We start from the raw sequence: 24462 nt of genomic DNA, 5'->3' as shown, positions 1-24462 counted from the left end.
TTCATCGTAGTGAACAAAAAAGAAGCCCCTTCAGCTAAGCTGAAGGAACTTCACATTTTTAGTATTCACTTACCTCAAACGTCAGCACCCGATCAAACAGGATATAATCCTTCCGACTCTTAAATGGCCCTTTGTTGTTGTCGTGTTTATCGATGGCATACGAAGCTTTTCCGCTTCCCGCTTGCTTGGCTTCATACCAGTTGATGAAATCATTTACTTCTTTCATGCTTAGGTCGAATTCTTTCTCCAAACCCGTTGTCATGGTGACGACAAAGATGGCACGGTTGGTGGATGGTTGCTCTGGTTGTTCCGGAGTTGTAGGTTCTTCAGGTTCTGGTGTGGTTGGTTGCTCTGGTTCCGGATCAACCTGACCGTTGCTCTCAATAATTGCTGATGCTTCGTTTGAGTTAACACTTTCACCAATAGGATTAACAGCAGTCACTATGTAATAATAGGTTGTACCTGAGGTTACATCTGGATCTGTATAATTGGCCTTGTTTACGCCAGTTGCCACTGTTGTATATGGCCCATTTGCTGTAGTCGATCTTTTAATTGTGTAACTGGTTGCTGTTGCTACTTCATTCCATGTCAATCCAATGGATGATTCATCTGCAGATGCTTCGAGATCTAATGGATTAGCTGGAGGTGTGATATTATACAGCTGAAACTCGGATACACTGACTGTCCGTGTATTGGAGTAATTAAACAAGTTAACTTTTGCTATTCCTTTGTACGTTGTAGGAAGATAAATTAATCTTCCATCAGCCTGATTTGCTTTTACTGTGTACCAATACGTCGGTAAAATCGCCTTTCCAGTGGAATCGAATAATCCAATTGAAACATCAAAATCTGCTTTTACACGGATAGCATTCGCTGTAACTGTTCCATTAAAGATTCCAACTGCATGATCCACCGCTGTAGATGGCGTGTTCCATTTTTCTATAATCGCGCTTGTAGCTTCATTATTATCTGTTAATGCATATGTAGATTTACTCCCCTTGCTTTCAGTATCGCTAAGTGTCATTACCATCTTATCCATGAGCCCGCCGCTATAATCTACCGCAGCATGTACCCCTGAATTAGATGCAAAACCAATTGTAAAAATAAATGCTCCAATAAATAATCCGACTTTCTTAAAAAATGTTGTTTTCACATGAATCCTCCTAAAGTGTTTATGTACAAGCACACTTTAGTGTATATATGTTTATGTGTCTAAACATAAACTTGCTCATCTATAAAATTCAGCTAAATTCTTGAATTTTTATTTTTTTATTGGATATTGAAAAAGCCCAAGAAGAATCAATCTCTCCTTGCGCTTCCAGATTGTAAATCTAAGGAATTAGCTATTCCCATTCACCTTTTTTGATGTAAATAGCATCATAAGCAACAATTACATTCGTTTTATCTGTTACCTTTTGTATATCATCGAACACAACTTCTTCTTCGCCGTAATCTACTAAACTCGAATCAACTTTTTCGAAGATCCCACAATCCTTCACATAAATTACATCTGGATGGTTAGAATCATATCTTAAGCTTTCAGGAAGATCTTCACCCGAAATTTCATGCGATTCGGCAACCGTAGTCGTTGATATTGCTGTAACAGGGGTCATTCCAATAACAGCTATTACTAAAAGCGAGGCCCAGATTTTTTTCGCATAGAATGTCTATTCTCCAATTCATTTTTCCTATATTATACATTAAAATGGAATGTTATAATATTTTCTCTGATGTTGAATCCAGCGTGTTTGTTATTTTGTAGTTTGTCGCTCATTGTAATTCCTCCACTGTTTTGATTTTTAAAAACGAAAAAGACCGCCAGATATATGACGGTCAAGCTTCAAGATGATTATTGATATAGATATTTGAAAAATAAAACTACACAAAGAACACCTATTATCAAAAATATAATTGCTGAGTTCCGATATTTTTTCCACATCCGAATGGCATTAGCAATATTTAGTATGCCTAGTGCAAGCATGTTAATACGAGAATCTACTTGAAACAAGTTATATACTAGCATAATGACAACTACTACCGAGGTACACCAGAACCAAATTGGAATTTTATCCTTTATCATTGATCTGCTCCTTTAGTTTATATCCTATCTGTTATAATATATTCCTCAATCTAATTAAAATTCCTTTATTTAGTCTATTAAACAAACAGATTATAGATTAACGAAAAGGATAATACCAGTAGATTCATAGAGTGCCCGTGAGTTACATCACAAAATTTTGATAGTTTTGAAAGTTATATGGTTTTCTTAATTTTTTCGAAAAACATCTCACAGACCATTCATTATCAAGCCATAAACCGCAATACATCCTCAATCTTCTTCCCATGAGAGATCACACCGTAGTTCATCCAAGACATAAAATCCACTTCATACACATTACCGCTCTTCACCGCAGGCAGACGTTTCCATTCATCCCTATCGAGCAGTTCGCGCTCCTCTCCAGGTTTAGCAGAATTTCCAGTGTCAAATGTAATCAACAAGTGATCCGCATGAAGCTGACTTAACTGGTCCAATCCAATGAAAATCCTCCGCTCGTGTCTTGTCCATTGCTGCACACGGGAGTGGGGAGTCAGTCCAAGATCCTGATAAATTACAGGTCCGACATAGCCCTGCTGAACCCCATAGAGAGTAATATCCGAAGCAGATATACGCAAAAAAGCTACTGTTTGACCACGCATATAACGTGCTAACCGACTCTTAGCTTCCATTGCCTTGTCCTCATACGCACCAATTACATCTTGAACCCGATTCACCTTCCCTAACACATCGGCTGTCGATCTTAAAATGGAGCGCCAGTCCTCTCCCAAATGATCTACGTAAAATGTAGGTGCTACCTGCTTGAAGCGGTCCAGATTCCATCGATCATATCCCTTATCCAGCATGATAAAGTCCGGTACATTACCCAGATTAAACTGCGCATCCATCTGGCTCACATCAAATTCAGGTACGTCATCCAACCCCAAATATTGCTGCCTGCCCCAAGAATGATGCGAACATTGCAGTACAGGTTTTACGCCAAGAGCCAACACAAAGTCCTCCAGATAAGGAGCAAAGACACGAACCTCTTGACGGTGATGACGGCGGTATAACCCAGGTGAAATACCAGCGTATTGCTTAAATCGGCGGCCAAAATAATACTCGCTGCTAAATCCCACATTCTGTGCAATTTCATGGATGCGATCATCCGTAAGCTGCAATAGTTGCTTCGAGCGCTCCAGCCGAACCGCATTTACATATTCAAGCGGGAGCTTGCCCGTAATTTTTTTGAATTGCCGAGTGTAGCTGGCTCTTGTTAGACCAATATCTGCTGCGAGCTCATCCACGGTTATGGTCTGATCATAGTGGTCGCCAATATAACGAATTGAACTTTGAAGACGGGCACGGTCATCGGGTACTTCTGTTTCGAGGGCACTATGGCGAAGCAAGGCACGAAACCACTCCTGGAAACGAAGCTGTACCTCCCATTGCTCCAGCCAATCGCCAGTGACCTGTTGACGCAGTATTTGTTCCAAGGCTTCCAGACAGGAACTCCACGGACTGTAACTGAGTTGCATAAGCGGTAATAATGTCGGAGAATCTGGACTTTGGGAAAGTTCCTGCTGCTTCTCCGTGTTTCTTCTAGACAAAGCGTTCGAAGTCTCTTCTTTCAACTCAGCCACCATAAGATCAAGCTTATAATACTGCAATTCACTTTCTGTCCAAGGCGAACCTTCTATTTTAACGGATGTTCCAGCCGGAACAAACATAATCATTCCTTTTTCCAGATGAGATTCCCGATCTGAGCAAACTATTGAACCTTTCCCAGACGTTACAACAAATATGGAGTGTGAAGTCGACATTCTGTATAACAAACGTTTATTGATATGAGATTGATGGTGATCTACGTATTCCATATGCTGAAGTGAGCATAGCCAGGGCTTGGGGATCAGTTGTATTATCGTGGGGCACATGTTCATCGTCCTTAACTGAGAATTATTATCATTTAAAATAGTGTATACGAAAAAAGAAAGCCCTTCAACCCTGGCTGAAGAACTTTCTTTAAGTAATCGATTCAATTATGGAGTCAATTTTTCCAAGAGATCATCAATTTTCATGGAATTTGCTGTAATCGCACCTGATTGCCAATGTGATCTTTCCATAATATATACCTGATTGTTCTTAACGGCCGGAAGAGATTTCCACAATTTGCTGTCAAGTACCTTCAAGGCTTCCTTGTTCTCAGGAGAAGACCATTCACCATTGGAAGGGAACACAATAAGATGATCTGCATCAAGTTGCGGCACGGCCTCTTCAGACAGAATTTCCTGGTATTCTTCCATCTTGTTAACCAGAGGATGAGGTGTTAGGCCAAGCTCCGAATAAATAAATCCGGTGAACCGATTTTTCACACCGAACAGTGCCAGTGTATCATCGTTAACATTCAGTCGGACAACTGCGACAGTCTCGTCTCCAACCGCTTCCTGCAACTTCGCCTTAGCATCTGCAATCTTGGCCTTAAATGCCGCAGCAACTTCTTCACCCTTGTCCGGTTTCCCTACAACATCGGCAATGGTTTTCAAAATTTGATTCGAATCCTGCAGTACGCTCTCAGGCAGACGATATGTCGGTGCCACCTTGGAGTACATCTCATATTTCTCCATATCTACCCCACCATCTACAATGATGAGATCCGGATCATATTCCAACAAAGCTTCAATACTCCCCGTAGTATCAAATTGAGGAACATCCAGTCCTAAATAATCCTGTACACCCCACATCGGGTTATACCACTGCACTACAGGTGTAATATCAAGCGCCTTCAAATAATCTTCCACATATATTCCAGCAATCCGCTGTGGTTGAACCGGAATCGTCACATCTCCAAATTCATCCTGTACAACTCGTGTCGCAGGCTCTGTCTCGGTTCCAGAAGTATTTTCTCCAGAAGCCGCACTTTCAGTTGCAGTTGCAGGAGTCTGTTCCGCATTCGTAGCGGTATTTGTACTACATCCTGAAATAACCAGACCCATGAGCAGTAATGTAATCGTCCACCCTTTGAAACCTTTAACTAAACCTACCATGTTACCCTTCACCCCTATGTGATCTGTTGATGTAACCGTGAGAATATCTCACATATAATGATTATCATTCTCATCGATTGCTTAGGTGAATTGTACCTTATGCCTCAGCCGACCCACAATGTACATTTGATGTTGTTTTTTTATACAAACGAAAACAACCCTGTTGGTCCTCCCCCGCTTATCGCAGGGGCAACCTGCCTTGACGATAACTTTCCAACAACTGATCCACAAAGAAATCGTTCGCCGTACCCTGTAACAATGCAGCACCAATTAAACCCATATCATCACTCACATACCCCGCTAACTCAGGTTCGCCGGTGAGAGCCAAGGTCTGTTTGAACGCCTGTTCCCTACATGCGCGCAGCACCTCTTCTTCAGCCACCACTTTATCTTGAGCCCATCGTACAAAAGCTTGCATCCACTCGTCAGCAAATGCAGAAGCATCCCTTTCATCCAAGTAAATTTCCACATCCAATCCTTCGAATGTCTGCTGGGTCAGAATCCGTCCCTCGTTAAGATCCAACAGTAGCTTCTCCACATCCGTTTTGCTCATTGATCTCTCCTCCAGTTCCTCGTCAAGTCAGATACATCTCTGGTATAACAAAACGTTTCATCATCTGCTTTGGATCGGCTGTAAAATGATCCAATTGAAGTTCCTCATATTCGCTAAGGATACTTTCAAAGATACCAGCGATCACACCACAATCTGCCAAAGCATTGTGCCTGTGAATTCCATCTGTATTCAGATCGTAATACCGAATCAGAAAATCCGTAGAGACGGATTAATGCCTGTACCTTCGAGATCAAATATGCAGTACATTCTATCCTGTAATGAAGATACGCTTAGATTTTCAATAAAGTATGTATCAGGCAACAGCGTAATTTTCATCGGCCAACTCACTCCTCCCCACTATCATTCTGGCAAATGCATTTCTCATATATAACTCTGTCACTCCCACAATCGGGTGACCTGGACCAACTTGCGCGTTCCATCAAACTGCAACTTATAGATATCCGGCATCGTAGTCTTCTCCCAGAAATCATAACCGTAGGAAGAATCATAGTGTTGTAAAATAAGTGTCATTACATCTCCATGGGTTCCGATGACTACCTTGTGACCCACATGTTTATCCAAAATTTTCTCGATTACCGCTACTGCCCTTGAGCGAGCCTGTGCACCAGACTCCCCACCTGAATACGCATACGTAGGATCACGATACAACTGCTGCTTGGCTTCACGAAAATTAGCATGCTTCACATCTGAACTCGACAACTGGCGTTCACGCAAATCCTCCTCTGTCACCACAATTCCATCTGACCAATCTGCCAGAATCTGAATCGTATCTACCGCTCGCCTGTAGGGGCTAGAATAAAACAGTTGAATCTGCTCCCCATGGAGCAGACTGGCAACCGTTCCCGCATCTTGATGACCTTGCTCTGTCAGTCCACGCTCGCGTTCCTGTCCTTCAACATATCGAGACTCCGCATGTCTGACAAAATACAAAAACGTACTGGCCTCACTCATCATTCATCCGCCAACCCTTTTTTCTTCTCAATGACAATCAGGCAGGTACTGTCTGGCAAAGGCGCAGGCTCACCATTTTCCTTCATGAAGATCATTCGTTCTCCAAGTGCTTCCGTGTACCCCTCCTGGAGAAAATGTCGGAACGTAATCATCTCGGCTTGTTCACCCAGCGCTTCTCGAATACAGTTCTCATAGGCTGTCGGCGTGAATATACCGAACTGTTCCTGAATTTCATGCACGTATGCCTCTTCGCCCCACGTATAGGTGTAGAGAAACTCCATTGCATCGTTGATCGGCAATACGACCTCATTGTCTGAGACCCGCTCATATTGAATTGCACGTCCCTGAAAATCCTCTGCATACCGCTCCAGCCAGCGCATCCCATCCGGTTCCAGGAAACGAATCCGGCGCTTCTGCGCCTCCGGCTCACTCATGATCCCATCCCGAATCAGAATTCTTCCTCCAGGTGACAGCACACGGAATGAACTTCTCAGCGCTGCTACAACCGTATCGGAATTAAATCTTCGACCGTCCAGTTCAATATATGAATATAATTCATGCAGAATGGATGAAAAAATAACCGTATCCACTGTGCCCGGCTGCACATATTGCTCCAGTTGTAGGGCATCGCCCTTCATCACTTGCCAGCGATGTCCCTCAAGTTGTTTTTTGCGTTCCAGCGCTTCAATGACATTGGCTGAGATATCGATACCAATCGGCTCCACTTCCGGTTTTTCCTGCTCAATCAGATCCAGCAGAATTCCTCCACCTGGACCAATATCCAGTACTCGTTTACCAACGATATAGTCGAGCAGTACTTTTTTGTAATCACCGGAGCTGTTCATATCGGACAAATACGTCTCTTCGTTGTGGAAACGATCATACGCATCCCGGCGTAATCCGAACAGGTCAAATAACAGCAGTACAGCCTTCTCGTATAACGGCGACTTCTCCGCTTCAATACAGAATGCAATCAGCTTCTCGGCAGCCGGAGAAAATTCGAAGGTCACGAATAATGTATCCGGCAGATCCGTATGACGTTCAATGCGATGGGTTAGATGGGGATAGACGATCTGCTCCCCTGCCACAATCTGTTCCCACGAATACTGTTCCAAATATTTTTCAATCATTCGTTTCTTGTAAATATTGAGCTTCTTGACGCCCTTATAGTCGTAATACATCGTATTCATCAATGGTTCAAAGCTGATATGGCGAACGATTTCAGATCGACTCTCCATGGATGTTGGATGCATTCTCTCGCTGCGAAGTGTCAACAGGAACACTTTCACCATCTCCTGCAACGAAAAATCCTGCATGGCCGACTCCACATACCATAATGTGCGATGAGCCAGCGGAGCCAGCGCCTGTTCTACATCCAGTTCCGTTTGGAGCCTGGCATAAGCCGTATCCATAGCTTCTCCTTGCCGAATGGATGAACTTCTTAAGCGGGATAACCGTTCCTTCACGCTCCAGTCCTCATGATTCGGTCCGGTGATAATCCAGCCTATAATTCGCTGTACCTCAGCCTGAACCTGATTCCATAACGCTCGATCAACGCCTGCAATAATGCACTCATTTAATGCCATCAGTATGGTGTGCAATTCATCTGTAGCAAGCCATCCTTTGACGATCAAGCCGTGAAGCGGAGCATTTTCGGCAAATGGAATCTCACCCCGTATGTATTGACCAATAAGTCCATGTGTAGCAATTAGAGTACGTATAATCTCATGCCTTGGAGTGTGTGTATTCAGCGCATCATGCTCGCTTATATCCGCATTGTTACTTAGAGCACCACTCGGAGAACCAAGTTGATATATACTCGTCTCCTTGGTCTTATCGATGTCATTATCCAGGTGCTCTGCCACTGCGTATAAGTCATATAACTGAGCGGACCCCACATTGTGTACAAACAAGTTAACGCCCTGCTTTTGCCATACCCGCCGTTGCTCCCGTGATCCGGCCTTCGCCGTCTCTGACCAGGTTAATACGTCTTCCAGAATTTCTCGCACCCAAAAAGAAACCTGAAGCTCCTCCAACACATGCAGTGTACGCTCGGTGTACTCCAGTACCGGATTTGTTCCCTCAAGTTCGGCAATGGAATGAATGCGTTCGAGGTTAATATGGGGTTTCTCCGCTGCTGCCAGCAGTTGCAGCCATAACTGCTGGGCTTCCGGCGTATTACCTGACTTGTATGATTGTATGGCCTTTAATGAATGCAGCATAAATATGTCCCCTCTCTTTCTCTAGCCTTTTTTATAAAATCATTAGATTCGTCTATAGAAGTTGAACTAATTATTAACACTATAACGAAGAGGTCAGAAAAAACCTGAAAAAGTGAAGCGCTCGCCTTTATCCCCGGATTTTCCCCTTCGGAAAAGGGAATCCAAAAAATCTGGGGATAACAGCGATTGAAAGGTTATTCTGTCATCGTAGTGTCAGTGTAAATAATATGTAATTCAACTTTTATAACAGACGAATTCGTTCCTGAACAAACTTGAGCAGCTGTTCTACCTCTTGAGCGGGCAAATCCTCGTCAAGACGCGCGGCAGCAACTGGCAGCATCCAGGACTCTATTGCTTCACGTGTAATCCCGGAGAGTTGCATATAATGATGGATGTAAAATTCGACCAGCGATTCACGAGCCTTTTCAAAACCCATTCGTATAGCAGAATCTGTATCTTCCGGCAATGTGGCACTCATTAATATTACCCAGCTTCGAGCCACATCACCCGCAGGATCACCCGACATACCAGTCATCCAATCAATGACCCAGTATTGATCGCCAGCCTCACTGAGCATAACATTATCAGGGTGAAAATCGCCATGACAGATCTGTTGTTGATCAGGCAATGTTGTTAAGTAAGAAAGGACTCGCGCTTGATCGTCCTCCGACAATAATTGAACATTGTGAATCGCTCCAGATAAAATCTGCTTCTGTAAGGGGAGTGTTCCTTCATCATCTCGCTCGCAATGAAGTCTGTAATGGCAGTCAGCCATTTTAAACGCCAGCTGCTCTAGTAACTCCGGTTGCTGAATGATAAGTGATAACAGGGTAATCCCCTGGATTCGCTCAAAAACAATGCCAGCACGCGACGTAGTATGTTCTATCAAGGATACTGCCTGTGGGACGGGGAGTCCTTTTTTGAATGCCAACTCACTTATTCTAAATTCATTCTGGACGGCTTCGTGAGGAAAATCCATTCGATATAACTTCATAATGTGCTCGTTCGAATACGCATAGATTTCCGCAGTTCTTCCTTGACCGATTCGCTCCATATCTACCCTCCCTTTACTCGAACTCACTGCCTCTGATTTTGGAGAAAACCATATAATCAACCAGCGTACCTGTACTGTCCCGCCGCATCTTACGTAGTGTACCTTCCAGCGTATAACCCGCTCGTTCGGCTACTTTGGCACTTCGCACATTGCGGGCATCACAGCGGATCTCCAGCCGGTTCGCCTCCAGATGAGTAATGGCAAATTGCTCAATGCCTTTCACCGCTTCTGTCATCAAACCCTCACCAGCTCGCGATGTTCGAATCCAGTAACCAATCTCAAAACAGCGTGCATTCCAGTCAATACGATGTAACCCGCTGCTGCCTACGAATTCATCCGTATGTCTATCACGCAAATGTAACATCATGTCGGTACGTTCCAGATATTGCAGCCTTGCTTTGCGAACAGTCACTTCAGACTCTTCCAACGAAGGGATTTTCTCGGCAAAAGGTAACCACAACCGCAGCTGCTCCGCACTCTCACGGACCGCTTCATTAACGGCTACGCCATCCCCCCACTGCGGTGCTCGAATTGTGAGGCGTTCCGTGTGGAAGCTCTCGGGAATCGTTAGCATAATTGGATTAAATGAAGACGATTCTGTCATCGTTATACCTACTCCTCCACTTGAAAAATAGAATCAATGATCAGCGGCAAATTATCCCTTACGGACACTGTACCGAATACTGAACGAGCGTGTACTCCCTGATCCCCAAATACCTCCATCATCAGATCCGAGAATCCATTTAGCACTTTATGATGCTCCTGATACGAAGCGGACGCATTAATGAATCCCTGCACTTTAACCACTCTCTTCACCCGATCCAGTGAACCCAACACATCTCGAACGACAGCAAGCACCTCCAGTCCAGCATTCCGGGCAAAATCATACCCCTGCTCTGTTGTGAAGTCTGATCCCAGTTTGCCGCGTTCGGAGGTATCCGGTCCTTTCCCGGATACATACATAATTCCATTCACAATAACGGCATTGGCGTATTTCGCTGCAGGGGCACTGGCCTGTGGCAAAATGATCCCCAGTTCATTTAATCTCGCTTCAATCATCGTATATTCTCTCCCTCTTTTAGGGTCCTCACGGAACCCGATTCCTTGTATTCCTGTCTATAAACTCTGGGTGATACCTGAACGGTACGTTTGAACATCTTGCCAAAATGAGAGAAGTTACTGAATCCCGCAAGCCAGGCGATATCCGTAACGGATTCTTCACTTTCTCGCAGCAAACGCTGTGCTTCCTTCACCCGTAACAGATTCAGATAATCACTGAAGGTAAAGCCCGTCGTTTGTTTGAACAATCGACTCAGATAATGCGGACTAATGCGAAACATGCCCGCCACCTCCGGTAATGTCAGTGGTTTCTGATAGTTCTCATTCAGGTGACGTACAACTGCCTGTGTCTTGGGATGAAGAACCGGCTCACGATCATCGGAGCTTAACCTGCCCAAGTGTTGATTACGATAGGCATGGAGCAACAATTCAACAGCCCGGTGACGGAGCATCAGGTTGCTTCCAGGTTGAGGACGAAGCATTTCATCCACCATTTCGCTAACCATCCGTTCTAGAACCTCAGTGACTTGAGATGGAAACCTTACAATAGGAATCTCCCAACAGAAGGGTTCCTTCAAACCTTCAACTAACTCCGTGGAAATAGCTATGGTTGCAAAAAGCTCAGGCTTCAAATACAGCACCATCCGTTCATGGTCAGGCATACCGCTCTCCAATGTTTTATGAACCGTATTTCGGTCAACAAACACCAGATCACCAGCCTTTACCCGGTAAGTCCGGTCCTTGATGAAATAGATACGCTCACCAGACAACAAGTAATATAACTCATAATGATCATGCAGATGGTCATCCGTCATCGAGAAATATCCAATGCGACGATCATATTCGATGTGCAGTAAATCCGAGGGATCATGAAAATCTGCACTGAAAGGTTCTGTCATGTCGCCCTCTCTCCTTTCCATAAATTATAGCAAAATATGCGGCATTTGAAAGCGGTTACGCATAAAATGCGGCGAAAGAAGTACTCCCTTGTTATAGTCTAGAGCTATATTCAAGGAGGCGATAGACATGAGTAACAAGAAACGTTATGTATTAGTTGGAACCGGCGGCCGCGCCGAATTTTTTTATGGTGCTTTGACCCGGGATTATAGGGATACATCCGAGCTTGTCGGCTTTTGTGATATAAATCAAGTCCGCATGAACTACGCGAATCAACTATTGAAGGAAAAGTACGAGTATCCTGAGGTACCCACTTATCCTGCAGATCAGTTTGATCAGATGATTGAGAACGAGAAGCCTGACTATGTCATCGTAACGAGTGTTGACCGCACCCATCACAAGTACATCATTCGTGCGATGGAACTGGGTTGTGACGTTGTCACCGAAAAACCGATGACCATCGATGAGGAGAAATGTCAGGAGATTCTGGATGCTGTCAAGCGGACTGGCCAGAACGTAAGAGTCACCTTTAACTACCGTTATGCACCGCACCATACTAAGATTAGAGAACTTATTCTGAATGATACCATCGGGAAAGTCACTTCCGTTCACTTTGAATGGCTGCTGAATACCCGCCACGGGGCAGATTATTTCCGCCGTTGGCATCGGGACAAGCGTAATAGCGGCGGATTACTCGTGCACAAATCCACCCATCACTTCGATTTGGTGAATTTCTGGATTGGCTCGCAACCGGATACCGTGTTTGCATTTGGTGATCTGATGTATTACGGCAGAGAAAACGCAGAAGAACGCGGTGTAACGCAATTCTACAACCGGGCAACCGGCAACCCGATCGCAAAGGATGACCCTTTTGCACTGCATTTGGATTCAGACGCACATATGAAGTCCATGTATCTGGATGCCGAATCGGAAGATGGTTACCAGCGCGATCAGAGCGTATTTGGGGATGGCATCAACATTGAGGATACGATGGGTGTTCTTGTGAAGTATCGAAACAAGGCGATTCTTACCTACTCCCTCGTTGCCTACCAGCCATGGGAAGGTTACCGCATTGCCATTAATGGCACCAAAGGCCGAATTGAGATGAACATTGTGGAGCAATCCTATGTCAATTCATTGGGTGACAAAAGTAAAGAAGGTGCATTGATCGGTAAAACATTGCGGGTTCTTCCAATGTTTGATGCGCCATATGAGGTTGAAGTGGAAGAGAAAGCAGGTGGACATGGCGGAGGTGACCCGGTTCTGCTGAATGATCTGTTTGGAGAGCCTGTTGAAGATCCGTTCCATCGCGCTGCTAACCACGTGGACGGTGCCAGATCCATTCTGACGGGTATTGCTGCCAATCGCGCCATCGCGACGGGTTTGCCTGTCAACGTCAATAATCTGGTTCGTTTCTAAGTCCCCCAGGTCTGCACTACATTATTAATTTCATTTAAAGGCTGCGCATATCACGCAGTCTTTTTTATATTTTTGTGGCTAATCTGCAAGTCGACTCGGTAAAAACCTTGTCTCTGAAGCAACGAAGACTGAACCATTTGATGTGAGTTACAATCCACCTGGATTTGCAGAGTTCTCCAAGTTAGCACAGACGACAAATCAGGAGATTGGATTTGGACGAAAAAGTGTGGAGTAAGCTCTCTCCGACTTCTATAACGGGACCGTTCGGATCTTTAAATCGAATCAATAAGCAGACGCTACAAGGAGGAACAAATGACAGAAGAGATACTGAATCGGCTGCGCAACATTTCGATGATGGATCAAGTTCAGCCAGTTAAACCGGAAGATCAGCAGTTATTACAAGAATGGCATGCGTCGGGTATCCGGTTTGCGGCATCGGGCGGACAACTGGAAGCTACGTATTATGCAGCGGTGGAGAATTTGCTTGCTTGTATCCTGCCCATGGGAGACAACGACCCTATTTTACAAGAAGGTGGCATCTATCTGGGATGTTGGTTAGAGAGCACAGGTACCATCAATGCGCAGCTGCTGTCTCGCCTGCTGCCTTCCGTGTCCGAAACAACGTACCTCGCATTTGCCAAGCAGCAAAGAGCAGATGGATTGCTCCCGTATAAACTCACGGCAAACGGACCCTCTTTCCGGCAAATCCAGTTGGTCACTCCGCTGGCACGCAGTGTATGGAACCACTATCAGCTTCATGGCAATCATGGGAAGCAGTCGCCTTTCCTGAACACGATGTATAAGGCTATGGTTCGTTACGATGAGTGGATTGCACGCAACCGTGATACCCGAGGAACTGGCTGTGTAGAGGCCTTCAGTACGTTTGACACCGGACATGACTTATCCCCGCGATTCTGGCATGTTCCGGATACACCTTATATGAATGATGCTTCTGCCTATCACCCGGATTCTCCGATTCTGCCTTTTCTGGCACCAGATCTGACTGCCAATATCTATTGTCAGCGCTTGTATCTGTCCCGCATGGCTGAAGAACTGGGAGAATCGGGAACGGATTGGAAAGCAAAAGCCGAGTCTAGCCTGGAAAGTCTTTTCCGTTATTGTTACGACGAACAGGATATGTTCTTCTATGATCGGGATCGCAATGACGAGTTGGTCAGAGTACAATCCGATGTGTTGCTCCGCGTAATGGCCTGCGAGGTGGGCGACCGTGAATTGTTCGATAACCTACTGCGTCGGTACCTGTTGAATACAAGCAAGTTTTTCGCTAAATACCCGTTTACATCGATTTCAATGGATGATCCCAGATTTGATCCTTTTTCCTCCTATAACAGCTGGGGAGGGGCATCCAATTTCCTGAGTCTGATTCGGGCGCCACACGCATTCGAGTATCATCATCGATATGTGGAGCTAACCTGGGTAATGCAGCCTATCTTGTCCGCTCTATCGAAAGATAAGCGATTTGGTCAGGTACTAAGCCCCTGGACCGGAGAACAAGGTTTTACCGAGACGTACTCACCCTCCATCCTCTGTCTCCTCGATTATGTGGAGCGAATATGCGGAATTATGCCTGTTGGATCGAATCAGCTCTGGTTTACCGGACTGCTCCCCATCGACATGGATCACGGTGAGATCGTATCTGGTAACACGGCTTATAGCCGGAAAGTCAACGGAGTAGGATATGAATTGGTCAACACGCCTGATCGCATGACGGTATATCTGGAAGGCAAGGTTCATCTGGATGGCCCGTCAGGGATTCGACTGGTGACGGATCATAGTGGACATCTGGAAGGCGTTATTGGAATGAGCGTTCGCACCGTTGAGGGAGAGCTTTTCTATCAAGGAGAGCGCATTCCGATTCGGGTCAAAGGAAATGAAATGCAGCGTTATGCTGATGGAAATTTGAGCACCGAGCGCGATATTGGCATCATCCATCCTACGTATCGTTAATTGTTTGTATGCAAAAAGCGCAAGTTGCCGAGGTATACTTCCCCTGCACTTGCGCTTTTGCATTTCTTTATTTCTACACCTTCCGGTTCCACGCCGGGTGACGATAAAATTCAATGGTATCAATATAATTTACCGTGAACTGCTGTTCCACATCCGACAGGTTCAACAGTTTGCGGTCGATTTGCTTCAACCCCATGACCACATCATGCCTTAACAGGTCCATCGCAATTTTGCCTACAAATCCGCCTTCCATCTCCTTATGCTTGGTACGGAACTCTTCATTGTAGATCAGTTCAGGCGTGAATGCCGCTTCAACGAAAGCATTAACAAGCGTAAGCTCATTGCCCTCGATCTGCACTGCCATATAATAATTGCCACGCTCATCCTTAATGAGGTCTTTATACATCTCTACGATCATGTGAATCACTCCTCTATTATAAAAGAAACCCCGTTAGCCTTAACGAACATGGGCTATCAAACGTACACCTTCCTACCCCGTTCCTTCATATACTAGGTACAAATGGCGAACGGAGGAATACTTATGAGCTGGCAGCATCTCCATACTGGAAAAACACTTCAGCAGCGTCTGGCAGAACTCCAGGGGCACCTTGCAGAACTGAATACTCCACTCTCCGGGTTGGAACCGGGACGTATTCGTCGTGTCTATCCAAGGAAGTTTATCAAAGTAAACCGGCAGTTATTCATTCCACTTAGTCTGAATTCCATTCGGGTATTCGATATTCCTCGAACACGGCGAGGCGTCAGAGTGGGAATCCGCACGACTTTCCCTTCCAGGGATGCATTTAACAATATCAGACTTGTGGGCGTGGGACTGGATTATCTTGAACTCCAGGGAAAAGGCAGAGTCCCTTCCCGTATTTTATTTCCTCTCTCCAGCGTCGAGTCGATCTATCGGCCAACCGCCGGAAGAAAAAACCTGAAACGGGCTTGTAGGCGGAAGTAAAGCTGGTTCTTTTCGCAAGCCATACAATGGTTCCCAAATGTCTGCATACGGGTGCTCCCTTCCAATATATAATTATAACCCATGCAACCACTTATCTGCTGAAGAATCATTTTATGTCAAAAAGCGGTGAGAACAGAACTGCTTCTGTATCTCACCGCTCAGCCAGTTACGGATCAAGCTGACCCTTCATATGTGTACATCAGATGCCTGTCCATACATCCTTGGCATAACGACCTTCCTGCTGAAGCTGATTAAGCCAATCTTCTGCTTCCTTCGCGGATTTGCCATGAATATCAGCGTATGCCTGCTGGAGTGTGGCTTCTACATCAGGTGCCATCTTGCTGCCATCACCGCAGATATACAGATGCGCACCCTCTTCAAACAAAGGAATCAGATGAGGGGCATCGTCTCTCATCAGATGCTGTACATAACATTTCTCCTCCCCGTCTACACGGGAGAAGGCCGTATGAAGCTTCACAAGCCCTTCTTGCTGGGCTGCTTCCAGTTCATTTTTGTACAGATAATCATGTTCGGGATTCCGGCATCCAAAGTACAGGTGGGCTTCGCCAACCTCTTGACCTTGTTCCTTCAATACATGCCTTGCTTGCAAGAAACCTCGGAATGGAGCAACACCTGTACCCGGCCCTACCATGATGACGGGAACCTGTGCATCCTCCGGCAGTTGGAACCCGGATTCCGGTGTCCGCGTGAACATCACGATCTTGTCACCCGACTTCAGGGTAGCCAGATAGTTGGACGCAATACCTTTGTATTCCCCCTGCCCACTCCATGCCGGGGCGCGCACAACACTGACCGTAATACTCGCTTGATCGGGCTGAACACGCGGTGAGCTGGAGATCGAATAATATCTGGCTTTTAATGAAGGCAATAATTCAAGGAAACGCTCAAACGGCAATTCACATGCCTCATATTTCACCAGATAATCCAGCATGGAGATCCGTTTGTTCCGCACTTCGTCCATATACACAGATTCATCAAGCAGCGCTTCAAGTTCCTTCTTATGCGGTGGACATACGGTATATGCTGCCATTTCTCTCAACTGCGCACGAGTTGCCGCCTCCTGAAGCTCGACGCTATGACTGAGCAGATCATACAGGTTCACCGGTTGATGCAGCGGCAGATGCGCGGCACTGCGACCGGATGCATCCAGAACCAGATGCTCAGTACCGGTAAACCCGTATCGACGAAGTACACGTTCCACAAGTTCCGGTGGATTCTGCGGCAGAATGCCCAGATGATCCCCTTCCTTGTAGGTTATGCCTTCAGGCAATTTGATCTCCAGGTGACGTGTGCTTCGTTCACTGCCCGCGTCGTGAAGCTCCCTGTTCTCGAGTACTTCTGCCACATGGGCATCATACGTATCCGCAAGCGGTGTTACGGCGAGCCCACTGACAAACTGTACAGATAGTGAGCTGCGTTCACTATTGGAGCTTGTGTTCAGTTTCAGTCCCATCGTTCGTGCGAGATCTGGCCATAATTGCTCTGTCCAATCCCCCACCTGTTTCTCAAAATCTCCGCTAGCATCTGACTCACCCAGTGGTGATAACCGCTCTGCTCCTCTGGAAGATAACTGTTCATCTATTAAACGCGGAATACGCTGATAGGTGCTGGCCCAGTTGTGGTCACCGCATCCAAGAACGGCGAAACGCACACCTTTGAATTCATTCGCATCTGCATGTTCGATCCACTCGACAAACATCTTGGCATTACTTGGCGGCTGACCGTTATAGGATGCACTGACAATAATGACGGCACCCTCCTTTGGCAGTTTGCCAACACGATCATCCAGCGTAGCGACCTCACTCCGGAAACCCTGATATCTGGCGGTATCCGCAATTTCACGTGCAATGCCTTCAGCGGTACCCAGATTGGAACCGTACAGAACAAGCATCGGTGTGTGGTGGGCATTGGCTGCATCCGGCTCCGTTCTTTTGGCAACTGGCTTTGGTTCTTCAACCGCTACACCCGGAACGGCCATGACTGGCTGCCCGCCACGCGCACGTACACGAATTGTGAAGTTATCCGGTTTGAGCGTCAGCGTTTCTTTCACCTTTAACTGATAATCAGAATGATCTATGAAGTCAAAATGCTTCAACACCATGCCCAGTACCAGCGTTGCTTCCTGAAGTGCAAACTGCTGACCAATACAGGCCCGTTGACCGTTACCAAAAGGTTTATAGGCATCATGCGGCACTTTGCTCGGATCTTCGAACCGTTCCGGGCGGAATTCCTCTACGTCGTCTCCCCAGGCTTCGCGGTCACGATGCAGCTTGGGAATAAGTACACTGACACTGTCTCCTTTTTGCAAAGGATATTGACCCGCAAGTACCGTGTCCTCTTTTGCATACAGGGAAAATGCCGGGGCCGTAGGCCATAACCGCAGTGCTTCATTCAAAACCATGCGAACATACTTCAGATTGCGAACCTGGTTGTACGTGGGAACCGGATCTTTCAGAATCTGATCCACCTCAGCTTGTGCTTTAGCCAGCGTATCCGGATTCTTCATCAGATAATAAACGGCGAAGGATAACAGTCCACTTGTGGTCTCATGTCCAGCAATCAGGAATGTAATAATCTGATAACGGATGTTCTCATCATCTAGCGTTTCTCCTGTTTCCGGGTCTTTGCCGCTTAGCATGTGGGACAACAGATCATCTGCGCCTTCCTGCGGTTTCTCTTTGCGCTCGGCAATAATGTGATCCACCAAAGAGAACATGGAACGGATATCCTGTTCAAACTGTTTCTTTTTGGTGATCATCAGCTTGTCTTGCAGACGCAGTCGCTGCAATGAACTCATGGATTCATCCAACGCACGAACCATACTTGTAATGAATGGATGTGGTTCTTCCCGGTAGAAGCTGTTAAACCGATAGTTGAACCCACACAGACCAATCGTGTCGAGCGTAAGGCGTGTCATATCATCCGGAACGTTAACCGTCTCATCCGGGTTCAATCGTGACCATTTCTGAACCAGCTGCACAGCCAGATCAATCATTTTGTTATGATATCCCTGCATGGCACGTTGACTGAAACTTGGCAGCAGTACGTTATGGGCTTTTTTCCAATTCGGCTCCTCGGTCCAACTCGTAAATAGTCCATCTCCTGCAAAAGCGCGAACCTTCGCAAGGGGTGCCCACACACGTTTGTCGAATTTGGATTCATCCGTTACCTCGGCAACCAGTTCGTGACCGGAAATATACAATTCACTTCGCCCGGGGTACTCCATTCGAAAGATCGGTCCATATTCCTCAGCAAGTTTCACCAAAGATTGTACCGGCTCTTCAAAGTTCAATTGCGGCAAATTGCCCAGTGGGCCAAATGTTTTTGGTTGAGGCACTGAAATTGGTGGCATGACGCTCACTCCTTCTTCCCAAGTTAAGAGTTCTACAACTAAAAATAATGACTTGATTTACAGACGCGATTACACTTACTCTTCAGATCAACAGATTCAAGTTATTTTTTGCACATTTTCATATTTCATCCAGATAACGACAAAACCATCAAAGAACTAACTGACTGAAATGGTATATTGGTCATTTTTGATTAAAAAAAATGGAAGACTTCGTTATCTTCTTTTACCCTAACATTTCCAGTTCTAATCTTCAACAGTCCCAAAGTCATAGGACCTCAGGACAGGGATTAAGGTATAATTATGAATTCTTTAACAGAACCTGAATAACTGACTCCATCTCTAATGGAGCTACTGTCGTTTCATAACGGCCATGGACGTTCCCACTGCGATCAATCAGGAATTTGGTGAAATTCCATTTGATGCCGTCACCTTGATACAATTCTGGATGCTTCTCTTTCACAAAGGTGTCCATCCACTCTCCTTCCTTCGTGTCCAGATCATAACCTTGAAATGGCGCTTCTGTAGTCAGATAACGAAACACAGGATGCATCGATTGCCCAACGACCTCAACCTTCTCCAAAATCGGAAAGGATATCTGAAACTGACTTCTGCAATACTCAGCTACCTCAGCGCTACTACCAGGTTCTTTGTCGTTAAACTGGTTGCACGGGAACGCCAGAATCTCCAGCCCCTGATCACTAAATTTCTCATACATCTGCTGAAGTTCACTGAATTGCCGGGAGTAGCTGCACCGACTTGCTGTATTCACAATAAGTAGCACCTTCCCTTTAAAAGCAGAAAAATCACCCTTGTGTTTATCCATAAACGGAACTTGGTAAGAAAATATACTCATCTGTATTCATCCTCCTCTTTCTCTTTTGTATCTCATATGAACTCTCTCTTGAGATGGATTATACACCTCCATTATTAATAGGTGAAATATATAATAAATATAATTTTAATAGTTTTTAACTATAGTAGACAAAATAAAAAACTGCCCTTAGCAGTCACACACTGCATCTCGGACAGTTATCAAAATCATGATGTGCCATCACGCTAAACACATCGTTAACCCATAATTAAACCATATACAATGCCTGGTCCGTGTACCCCAATGGTTAAATCATTTTCAATATCGGAAGAGCGGCTTGGCCCGGAAATAAAGTGGATGCCTGCTGGAAGATTCTCTCTCCCCGCTTCGTCAAATCGATCCAGCGTCTCACCCAGTCTGGTGTACAGTCGATCTACTGGAATAATGATGATGAGTACCGTAGGCAAGAGACTGACCGAACGACCTTTTTCCGGTGAAGAAAGTACAGTAACCGAGCCTGTGTATGCTGTTGCATAATCCGCCATAACCACACCGATATCAGCCTCAGCTGCCCGAGCCTTCCAGTTCTCATCCGCCTGACTATTCCAGACTGAGATCTGTACATCCGGAAGCTGCTCTTCCAATCCGAGATCCTGTAACGCCTGTTCATTCTGACGAATGATATACCTGGCACTCAGTTCATGAGACTTGTTGGCAATAAATTGAGATACTTCTTCCATATTCTGAACCCGGGCGATGTGTGCGCCTACACTCACAAAGTTATCCGTAAATGCTTGAATACGCTTCTCTTCATCCCATTCCAGCTCAGTCCAAAAGTCGGGTGCTCCCCGAAAGGGTTGGGTCGGCGCATGGCGTTGCCTTGGTCTCCTCAATTTCGAAGCAATGTCATTCATGAACTGCTCCTGTTTCTCCATGGACTTCTTCTCCAATTGCGCGAGCCATTGCTGATGTTCAGTGACCATGCTTATCCTCCCCTTCCTTTCGTTCACGAATAATCTGCTCCATGCGGCTGCGAACAGAAGAATCCATGGCCGGTTGCTTTTGGTTCATTTCCTGATCCAGCTTGTTCCATTGCTGCCGGAAGGATTTCTTGGCGAGGCTTGGGGCAACCCGATAATTGTTCCAGCCTTTAAGTGGACCCAATTTGATTGAAATGCCGTTGTTGCGTACAACTGCCTTCTGCCCGATCTGTCCCAGACGTATGGCCGCACTGAAACGTTTGGAATTGGAAACCACGGCGGCAAAACCCTTCATGCCCATGCTTTCCATTTTGTTTCCATGACCGTCTTCCACTTTACGCCTACGTAGATAAACGAGCATATCATGCAATGGAATTTTAACTGGACATGCTTCATAACAGGCTCCGCACAGACTCGAAGCACCCGCAATATCGTTCCATTCATCAATGTTGCCATTAAGTGCAGGTGTCAGTACTGCGCCAATTGGACCACTGTACGTCCCACCGTAGGCATGACCTCCAATATGACGATATACCGGGCAAGCATTCAGACAAGCACCACAGCGAATACAATTCAGCAACTCCTGGAATTCAGGATCACCGAGCTGTAAAGATCGACCGTTGTCCACGATAATAATATGCATTTCATCCGGCCCATCAGCATCCGCTGTGCGGCGAGGACCTGTGATGCCTGACATGTACATCGTTAGTTTCTGACCTGTTGCGGAGCGTGGCAACAAGGTTGCCATGACTTCCAGATCCGTCCACGACGGGATGATCCGCTCCATGCCCATCAGTGTAATCTGCGTTTTCGGAACAGTGGATACCATACGGGCATTGCCTTCATTTTCGAACAAAACCATGGAACCCGTCTCTGCAATTGCAAAATTGCAGCCGGTCATGCCGATATCTGCTTCAAGGAATTTCTCACGCAGCTTTTTGCGAACAAATCCAGCAAGTACCGTTGTGTCCGGCTCCAGAATTTCACCCGCTTCCTTCGATAACAACTCTGCAATCTGGTAGCGGTTCTTATGGATGGCTGGAATGACAATATGAGATGGCGCCTCGCCTGCCAGCTGAATGATGTATTCACCCAGGTCGGTCTCGATAGCTTCAATGCCCGCCGACTCCAATACATGATTCAGGTGCACTTCCTCCGACACCATCGATTTGGACTTCACCACCGTAGAAGCCTGCTTGTGCGCCGCAATATCCAGCGCAATCGCCGCTGCTTCCACCGATGTATCTGCAAAATGAATATGAACCCCGTTCGCACGGGCGTTATTCACAAATTCATTCAGGTAATAATCCAGATACGCAATCGTATGCAGACGAATCTGACGGCCACGCTCCCGCCATTCATCCCAATTTCCATGTTCTTCTGAGGCAGATTTCTTCCCGTTACGCAAACGTTCTGTCGTGAATTTGACTGCTTTTCGCAGAAAATCATCATTCAAGGCCAGTCCGGCACGTTCTTTGACCGTAGTATCCATAACTCCCGGTTGGCTCATCCTGTTCGCACCCCCTCATACAGTAGTTCCGCCAAATGCATTACACGCACCGGTTCATTCCGATAACGCAGATTACCTGCGATATTCATCAGACAGGCCATGTCCAGCCCCACCAATACTTCGGCTTGTGTCTCTTTGACATGATCGACCTTCTCCGTCACCATCGCTCCTGAAATATCGGACATTTTGATGGCAAACGTGCCCCCGAACCCGCAGCAATCCTCAGCAAATGGGAGCGGAACCAATTCCAGACCTTTTACTTGAGATAGTAGCGCCATCGGCTCATCCTTCACACCAAGCAGACGGCTGCCATGACAGGATGGATGATAGGTTACTTTGTGCGGAAAATGTGCGCCCAGATCGGTTATCCCGAGCACCTGAACGAGGAATTGAGTAAACTCATAAGCTTTGGCTTCCAATCGTTTTGCCTTCTCCAACCATACTGGTTCATCCGCGAACAGCTCGGGATAATGATGAATCATATACGTACACGATCCCGAAGGACATACCACAAAATCACTGTCGTCAAATGCTTCAAGAATCGTTTTGGCCGCTACCCGAGTCTCATCCCAGTACCCGCTATTGTAGGAAGGCTGACCGCAGCAGGTCTGCACCGGCGGAAAATCCAGCCGAACGCCATGAGCGGCGAGCAATCTGACCATGGCTTCCCCCACTCGGGGATAGATGGCATCGCTGAGGCAGGTAATGAATAAGGAGACCTTCATAATTACACGCTCCTATTAACTGATTAGTAGATAAATTGACTAAGAATATTTACACTGGACACTCCGTTTCGTGTAAATGTTTAGTTCAATTTATATAGATAAAATCCAAAAGATTAAACCGTGATGATACCAATATCGTATCCGCTCAAACGTTCTGTCTGTTCAGCCTCCAATGGCTGATCGGTAACGATCGTATGGACTGCATTTAATCCGGATACTCGGGCAAAAGCACGGACACCAAATTTACTGGCATCTGCAAGTAAGATGACCTGATCGGATATGCCAACCATCTTCTGCTTCAGCCTTGCCTGGAGTTCATTGGATTCACTGATTCCGCCACCTTCGAGATGTACACCTTTGCACGACATAAACATTTTATCCACGTGATACGTTTCCAGAGAACGCTCCGCGAGCGGCCCAACAAAAGACAACGAGCGAGATGCCAACTGGCCCCCTGTTGAGATGACCTCAACCTTGTCACGGTTGCTGAGTTCAGTAGCGATTTGGATCGAGTTGGTTAAGACCGTCAGCGGGAAATCCGGCATATTCGCTGCCATATAACCTGCCGTTGTGCTCGCATCCAACAGAATGCGATCACCCGGATTAATCATCGCCAGAGCCGCTTGTGCAATCCGTTTTTTCTCTTCCGCATGGGTTGTCTCCCTGATCCGGTAAGGGATCTCGGGTTGATCTTCCTTCACACTTACTGCACCACCGTGAGACCGGCGCAGTCGTCCTGCCTGTTCCAGACGATCCAGATCCCGCCGGATCGTTTCCTCCGTCACCCGGCAGCGCTCACTAAGCTCGGATACACGCATACTGCCCTTTACATTCACCATCTCCACAATCCGGTCATACCGCTCGGCTGCCAGCATG

General features: G+C 46.2%; 22 protein-coding genes. 3 read left to right on the top strand and 19 right to left on the bottom strand.

All coding sequences use genetic code 11. The features are described from left to right. Positions 1-58 precede the first annotated feature (58 nt). The 12 genes from C161_RS32980 to C161_RS12635 all read right to left on the bottom strand — a co-directional run bounded on the left by C161_RS32980 (position 59) and on the right by C161_RS12635 (position 11838). A complete protein-coding gene (locus tag C161_RS32980; RefSeq protein ID WP_051449708.1) occupies positions 59-1153 on the bottom strand; it encodes a fibronectin type III domain-containing protein in 1095 nt (364 codons plus the stop codon). A 190-nt stretch (positions 1154-1343) separates the two neighbouring features. Then, positions 1344-1613 carry a hypothetical protein gene (locus tag C161_RS12685; RefSeq protein WP_036670595.1) on the bottom strand — a complete coding sequence of 90 codons (270 nt, stop codon included), beginning with the start codon at positions 1611-1613 and terminating at the stop codon, positions 1344-1346. Between the two features lie 691 nt (positions 1614-2304). Continuing rightward, positions 2305-3858 carry a helix-turn-helix domain-containing protein gene (locus C161_RS12675; protein ID WP_076327930.1) on the bottom strand — a complete coding sequence of 518 codons (1554 nt, stop codon included), beginning with the start codon at positions 3856-3858 and terminating at the stop codon, positions 2305-2307. A 216-nt stretch (positions 3859-4074) separates the two neighbouring features. Further along, entirely contained in the window at positions 4075-5079 is a 1005-nt protein-coding gene (locus C161_RS12670) for an ABC transporter substrate-binding protein (RefSeq protein WP_036608793.1), read from the bottom strand. A gap of 178 nt (positions 5080-5257) precedes the next feature. Continuing rightward, positions 5258-5632, bottom strand: coding sequence for a hypothetical protein (locus tag C161_RS31520; protein WP_051449706.1), 375 nt, complete (start codon positions 5630-5632; stop codon positions 5258-5260). Between the two features lie 207 nt (positions 5633-5839). Further along, positions 5840-5968, bottom strand: coding sequence for a hypothetical protein (locus C161_RS33315; RefSeq protein ID WP_268745225.1), 129 nt, complete (start codon positions 5966-5968; stop codon positions 5840-5842). Between the two features lie 60 nt (positions 5969-6028). Continuing rightward, complete coding sequence (locus tag C161_RS12660; protein WP_235193796.1) at positions 6029-6607, bottom strand: histidine phosphatase family protein; 579 nt, start codon at positions 6605-6607, stop codon at positions 6029-6031. Further along, entirely contained in the window at positions 6604-8826 is a 2223-nt protein-coding gene (locus C161_RS12655) for a class I SAM-dependent methyltransferase (protein WP_036670590.1), read from the bottom strand. The genes C161_RS12660 and C161_RS12655 overlap by 4 nt, the downstream gene beginning before the upstream one ends. A 241-nt stretch (positions 8827-9067) precedes the next feature. Then, a complete protein-coding gene (locus C161_RS12650; protein ID WP_036670589.1) occupies positions 9068-9880 on the bottom strand; it encodes an aminoglycoside phosphotransferase family protein in 813 nt (270 codons plus the stop codon). 13 nt (positions 9881-9893) lie between these two features. Next, entirely contained in the window at positions 9894-10484 is a 591-nt protein-coding gene (locus C161_RS12645) for a GNAT family N-acetyltransferase (RefSeq protein ID WP_036670588.1), read from the bottom strand. An 8-nt stretch (positions 10485-10492) separates the two neighbouring features. Then, positions 10493-10939 (bottom strand): RidA family protein, encoded by a 447-nt coding sequence (locus C161_RS12640; RefSeq protein ID WP_036670586.1) that lies wholly within the window; start codon positions 10937-10939, stop codon positions 10493-10495. Continuing rightward, the gene (locus C161_RS12635; protein WP_036670585.1) at positions 10936-11838 is read right to left on the bottom strand and encodes an AraC family transcriptional regulator; all 903 of its coding nucleotides are present in this window, start codon (positions 11836-11838) and stop codon (positions 10936-10938) included. The genes C161_RS12640 and C161_RS12635 overlap by 4 nt, the downstream gene beginning before the upstream one ends. A 127-nt stretch (positions 11839-11965) precedes the next feature. On the opposite strand from C161_RS12635, the gene C161_RS12630 reads away from it, so the two are divergent. Together C161_RS12630 and C161_RS12625 are read left to right on the top strand one after the other, a co-directional pair. Then, positions 11966-13255: a Gfo/Idh/MocA family oxidoreductase gene (locus tag C161_RS12630; protein WP_036670584.1), complete on the top strand. Its 1290-nt coding sequence runs from the start codon at positions 11966-11968 to the stop codon at positions 13253-13255. Positions 13256-13567: 312 nt separating this feature from the next. Then, positions 13568-15223, top strand: a complete 1656-nt coding sequence (locus C161_RS12625) for an MGH1-like glycoside hydrolase domain-containing protein (RefSeq protein WP_036670583.1) — start codon at positions 13568-13570, stop codon at positions 15221-15223. A gap of 73 nt (positions 15224-15296) precedes the next feature. On the opposite strand, the gene C161_RS12620 is transcribed toward C161_RS12625, so the two are convergent. Continuing rightward, the gene (locus C161_RS12620) at positions 15297-15641 is read right to left on the bottom strand and encodes a hypothetical protein (RefSeq protein WP_036670582.1); all 345 of its coding nucleotides are present in this window, start codon (positions 15639-15641) and stop codon (positions 15297-15299) included. Between the two features lie 123 nt (positions 15642-15764). Here C161_RS12620 and C161_RS12615 point away from each other — a divergent pair, with 123 nt between their 5' ends. Next, the gene (locus C161_RS12615; RefSeq protein WP_036670581.1) at positions 15765-16187 is read left to right on the top strand and encodes a hypothetical protein; all 423 of its coding nucleotides are present in this window, start codon (positions 15765-15767) and stop codon (positions 16185-16187) included. 199 nt (positions 16188-16386) lie between these two features. On the opposite strand, the gene C161_RS12610 is transcribed toward C161_RS12615, so the two are convergent. The 6 genes from C161_RS12610 to C161_RS12585 form a co-directional block, all read right to left on the bottom strand. Then, positions 16387-19560 (bottom strand): bifunctional cytochrome P450/NADPH--P450 reductase, encoded by a 3174-nt coding sequence (locus C161_RS12610; protein ID WP_036670580.1) that lies wholly within the window; start codon positions 19558-19560, stop codon positions 16387-16389. Between the two features lie 298 nt (positions 19561-19858). Next, a complete protein-coding gene (locus tag C161_RS12605; RefSeq protein ID WP_036670578.1) occupies positions 19859-20413 on the bottom strand; it encodes a glutathione peroxidase in 555 nt (184 codons plus the stop codon). A gap of 215 nt (positions 20414-20628) precedes the next feature. Then, positions 20629-21354, bottom strand: a complete 726-nt coding sequence (locus tag C161_RS12600; protein ID WP_017688925.1) for a LutC/YkgG family protein — start codon at positions 21352-21354, stop codon at positions 20629-20631. Beyond that, the gene (locus C161_RS12595) at positions 21344-22861 is read right to left on the bottom strand and encodes a LutB/LldF family L-lactate oxidation iron-sulfur protein (RefSeq protein ID WP_036670576.1); all 1518 of its coding nucleotides are present in this window, start codon (positions 22859-22861) and stop codon (positions 21344-21346) included. The genes C161_RS12600 and C161_RS12595 overlap by 11 nt, the downstream gene beginning before the upstream one ends. After that, positions 22858-23586 carry a (Fe-S)-binding protein gene (locus tag C161_RS12590; protein ID WP_017688927.1) on the bottom strand — a complete coding sequence of 243 codons (729 nt, stop codon included), beginning with the start codon at positions 23584-23586 and terminating at the stop codon, positions 22858-22860. Before C161_RS12590 ends, C161_RS12595 begins: the two co-directional genes overlap by 4 nt. A gap of 113 nt (positions 23587-23699) precedes the next feature. Next, positions 23700-24461 (bottom strand): DeoR/GlpR family DNA-binding transcription regulator, encoded by a 762-nt coding sequence (locus C161_RS12585; protein ID WP_036670575.1) that lies wholly within the window; start codon positions 24459-24461, stop codon positions 23700-23702. Position 24462 lies beyond the last annotated feature (1 nt).

The organism is Paenibacillus sp. FSL R5-192 (assembly GCF_000517845.1).
Taxonomy (GTDB): Bacteria; Bacillota; Bacilli; order Paenibacillales; family Paenibacillaceae; genus Paenibacillus; species Paenibacillus amylolyticus.
The sequence above is the reverse complement of the archived record's forward strand: the minus strand, read 5'-3'. Positions and strand labels throughout refer to the sequence as shown.

Excerpts from the sequence above, each read along its gene's own strand:
- C161_RS12685 (WP_036670595.1), bottom strand. The coding sequence starts at position 1,613 with ATGACCCCTGTTACAGCAATATCAACGACTACGGTTGCCGAATCGCAT.
- C161_RS12675 (WP_076327930.1), bottom strand. The coding sequence starts at position 3,858 with ATGTCGACTTCACACTCCATATTTGTTGTAACGTCTGGGAAAGGTTCA.
- C161_RS12670 (WP_036608793.1), bottom strand. The coding sequence starts at position 5,079 with ATGGTAGGTTTAGTTAAAGGTTTCAAAGGGTGGACGATTACATTACTG.
- C161_RS31520 (WP_051449706.1), bottom strand. The coding sequence starts at position 5,632 with ATGAGCAAAACGGATGTGGAGAAGCTACTGTTGGATCTTAACGAGGGA.
- C161_RS33315 (WP_268745225.1), bottom strand. The coding sequence starts at position 5,968 with ATGAAAATTACGCTGTTGCCTGATACATACTTTATTGAAAATCTAAGC.
- C161_RS12660 (WP_235193796.1), bottom strand. The coding sequence starts at position 6,607 with ATGATGAGTGAGGCCAGTACGTTTTTGTATTTTGTCAGACATGCGGAG.
- C161_RS12655 (WP_036670590.1), bottom strand. The coding sequence starts at position 8,826 with ATGCTGCATTCATTAAAGGCCATACAATCATACAAGTCAGGTAATACG.
- C161_RS12650 (WP_036670589.1), bottom strand. The coding sequence starts at position 9,880 with ATGGAGCGAATCGGTCAAGGAAGAACTGCGGAAATCTATGCGTATTCG.
- C161_RS12645 (WP_036670588.1), bottom strand. The coding sequence starts at position 10,484 with ATGACAGAATCGTCTTCATTTAATCCAATTATGCTAACGATTCCCGAG.
- C161_RS12640 (WP_036670586.1), bottom strand. The coding sequence starts at position 10,939 with ATGATTGAAGCGAGATTAAATGAACTGGGGATCATTTTGCCACAGGCC.
- C161_RS12635 (WP_036670585.1), bottom strand. The coding sequence starts at position 11,838 with ATGACAGAACCTTTCAGTGCAGATTTTCATGATCCCTCGGATTTACTG.
- C161_RS12630 (WP_036670584.1), top strand. The coding sequence starts at position 11,966 with ATGAGTAACAAGAAACGTTATGTATTAGTTGGAACCGGCGGCCGCGCC.
- C161_RS12625 (WP_036670583.1), top strand. The coding sequence starts at position 13,568 with ATGACAGAAGAGATACTGAATCGGCTGCGCAACATTTCGATGATGGAT.
- C161_RS12620 (WP_036670582.1), bottom strand. The coding sequence starts at position 15,641 with ATGATCGTAGAGATGTATAAAGACCTCATTAAGGATGAGCGTGGCAAT.
- C161_RS12615 (WP_036670581.1), top strand. The coding sequence starts at position 15,765 with ATGAGCTGGCAGCATCTCCATACTGGAAAAACACTTCAGCAGCGTCTG.
- C161_RS12610 (WP_036670580.1), bottom strand. The coding sequence starts at position 19,560 with ATGCCACCAATTTCAGTGCCTCAACCAAAAACATTTGGCCCACTGGGC.
- C161_RS12605 (WP_036670578.1), bottom strand. The coding sequence starts at position 20,413 with ATGAGTATATTTTCTTACCAAGTTCCGTTTATGGATAAACACAAGGGT.
- C161_RS12600 (WP_017688925.1), bottom strand. The coding sequence starts at position 21,354 with ATGGTCACTGAACATCAGCAATGGCTCGCGCAATTGGAGAAGAAGTCC.
- C161_RS12595 (WP_036670576.1), bottom strand. The coding sequence starts at position 22,861 with ATGAGCCAACCGGGAGTTATGGATACTACGGTCAAAGAACGTGCCGGA.
- C161_RS12590 (WP_017688927.1), bottom strand. The coding sequence starts at position 23,586 with ATGAAGGTCTCCTTATTCATTACCTGCCTCAGCGATGCCATCTATCCC.
- C161_RS12585 (WP_036670575.1), bottom strand. The coding sequence starts at position 24,461 with ATGCTGGCAGCCGAGCGGTATGACCGGATTGTGGAGATGGTGAATGTA.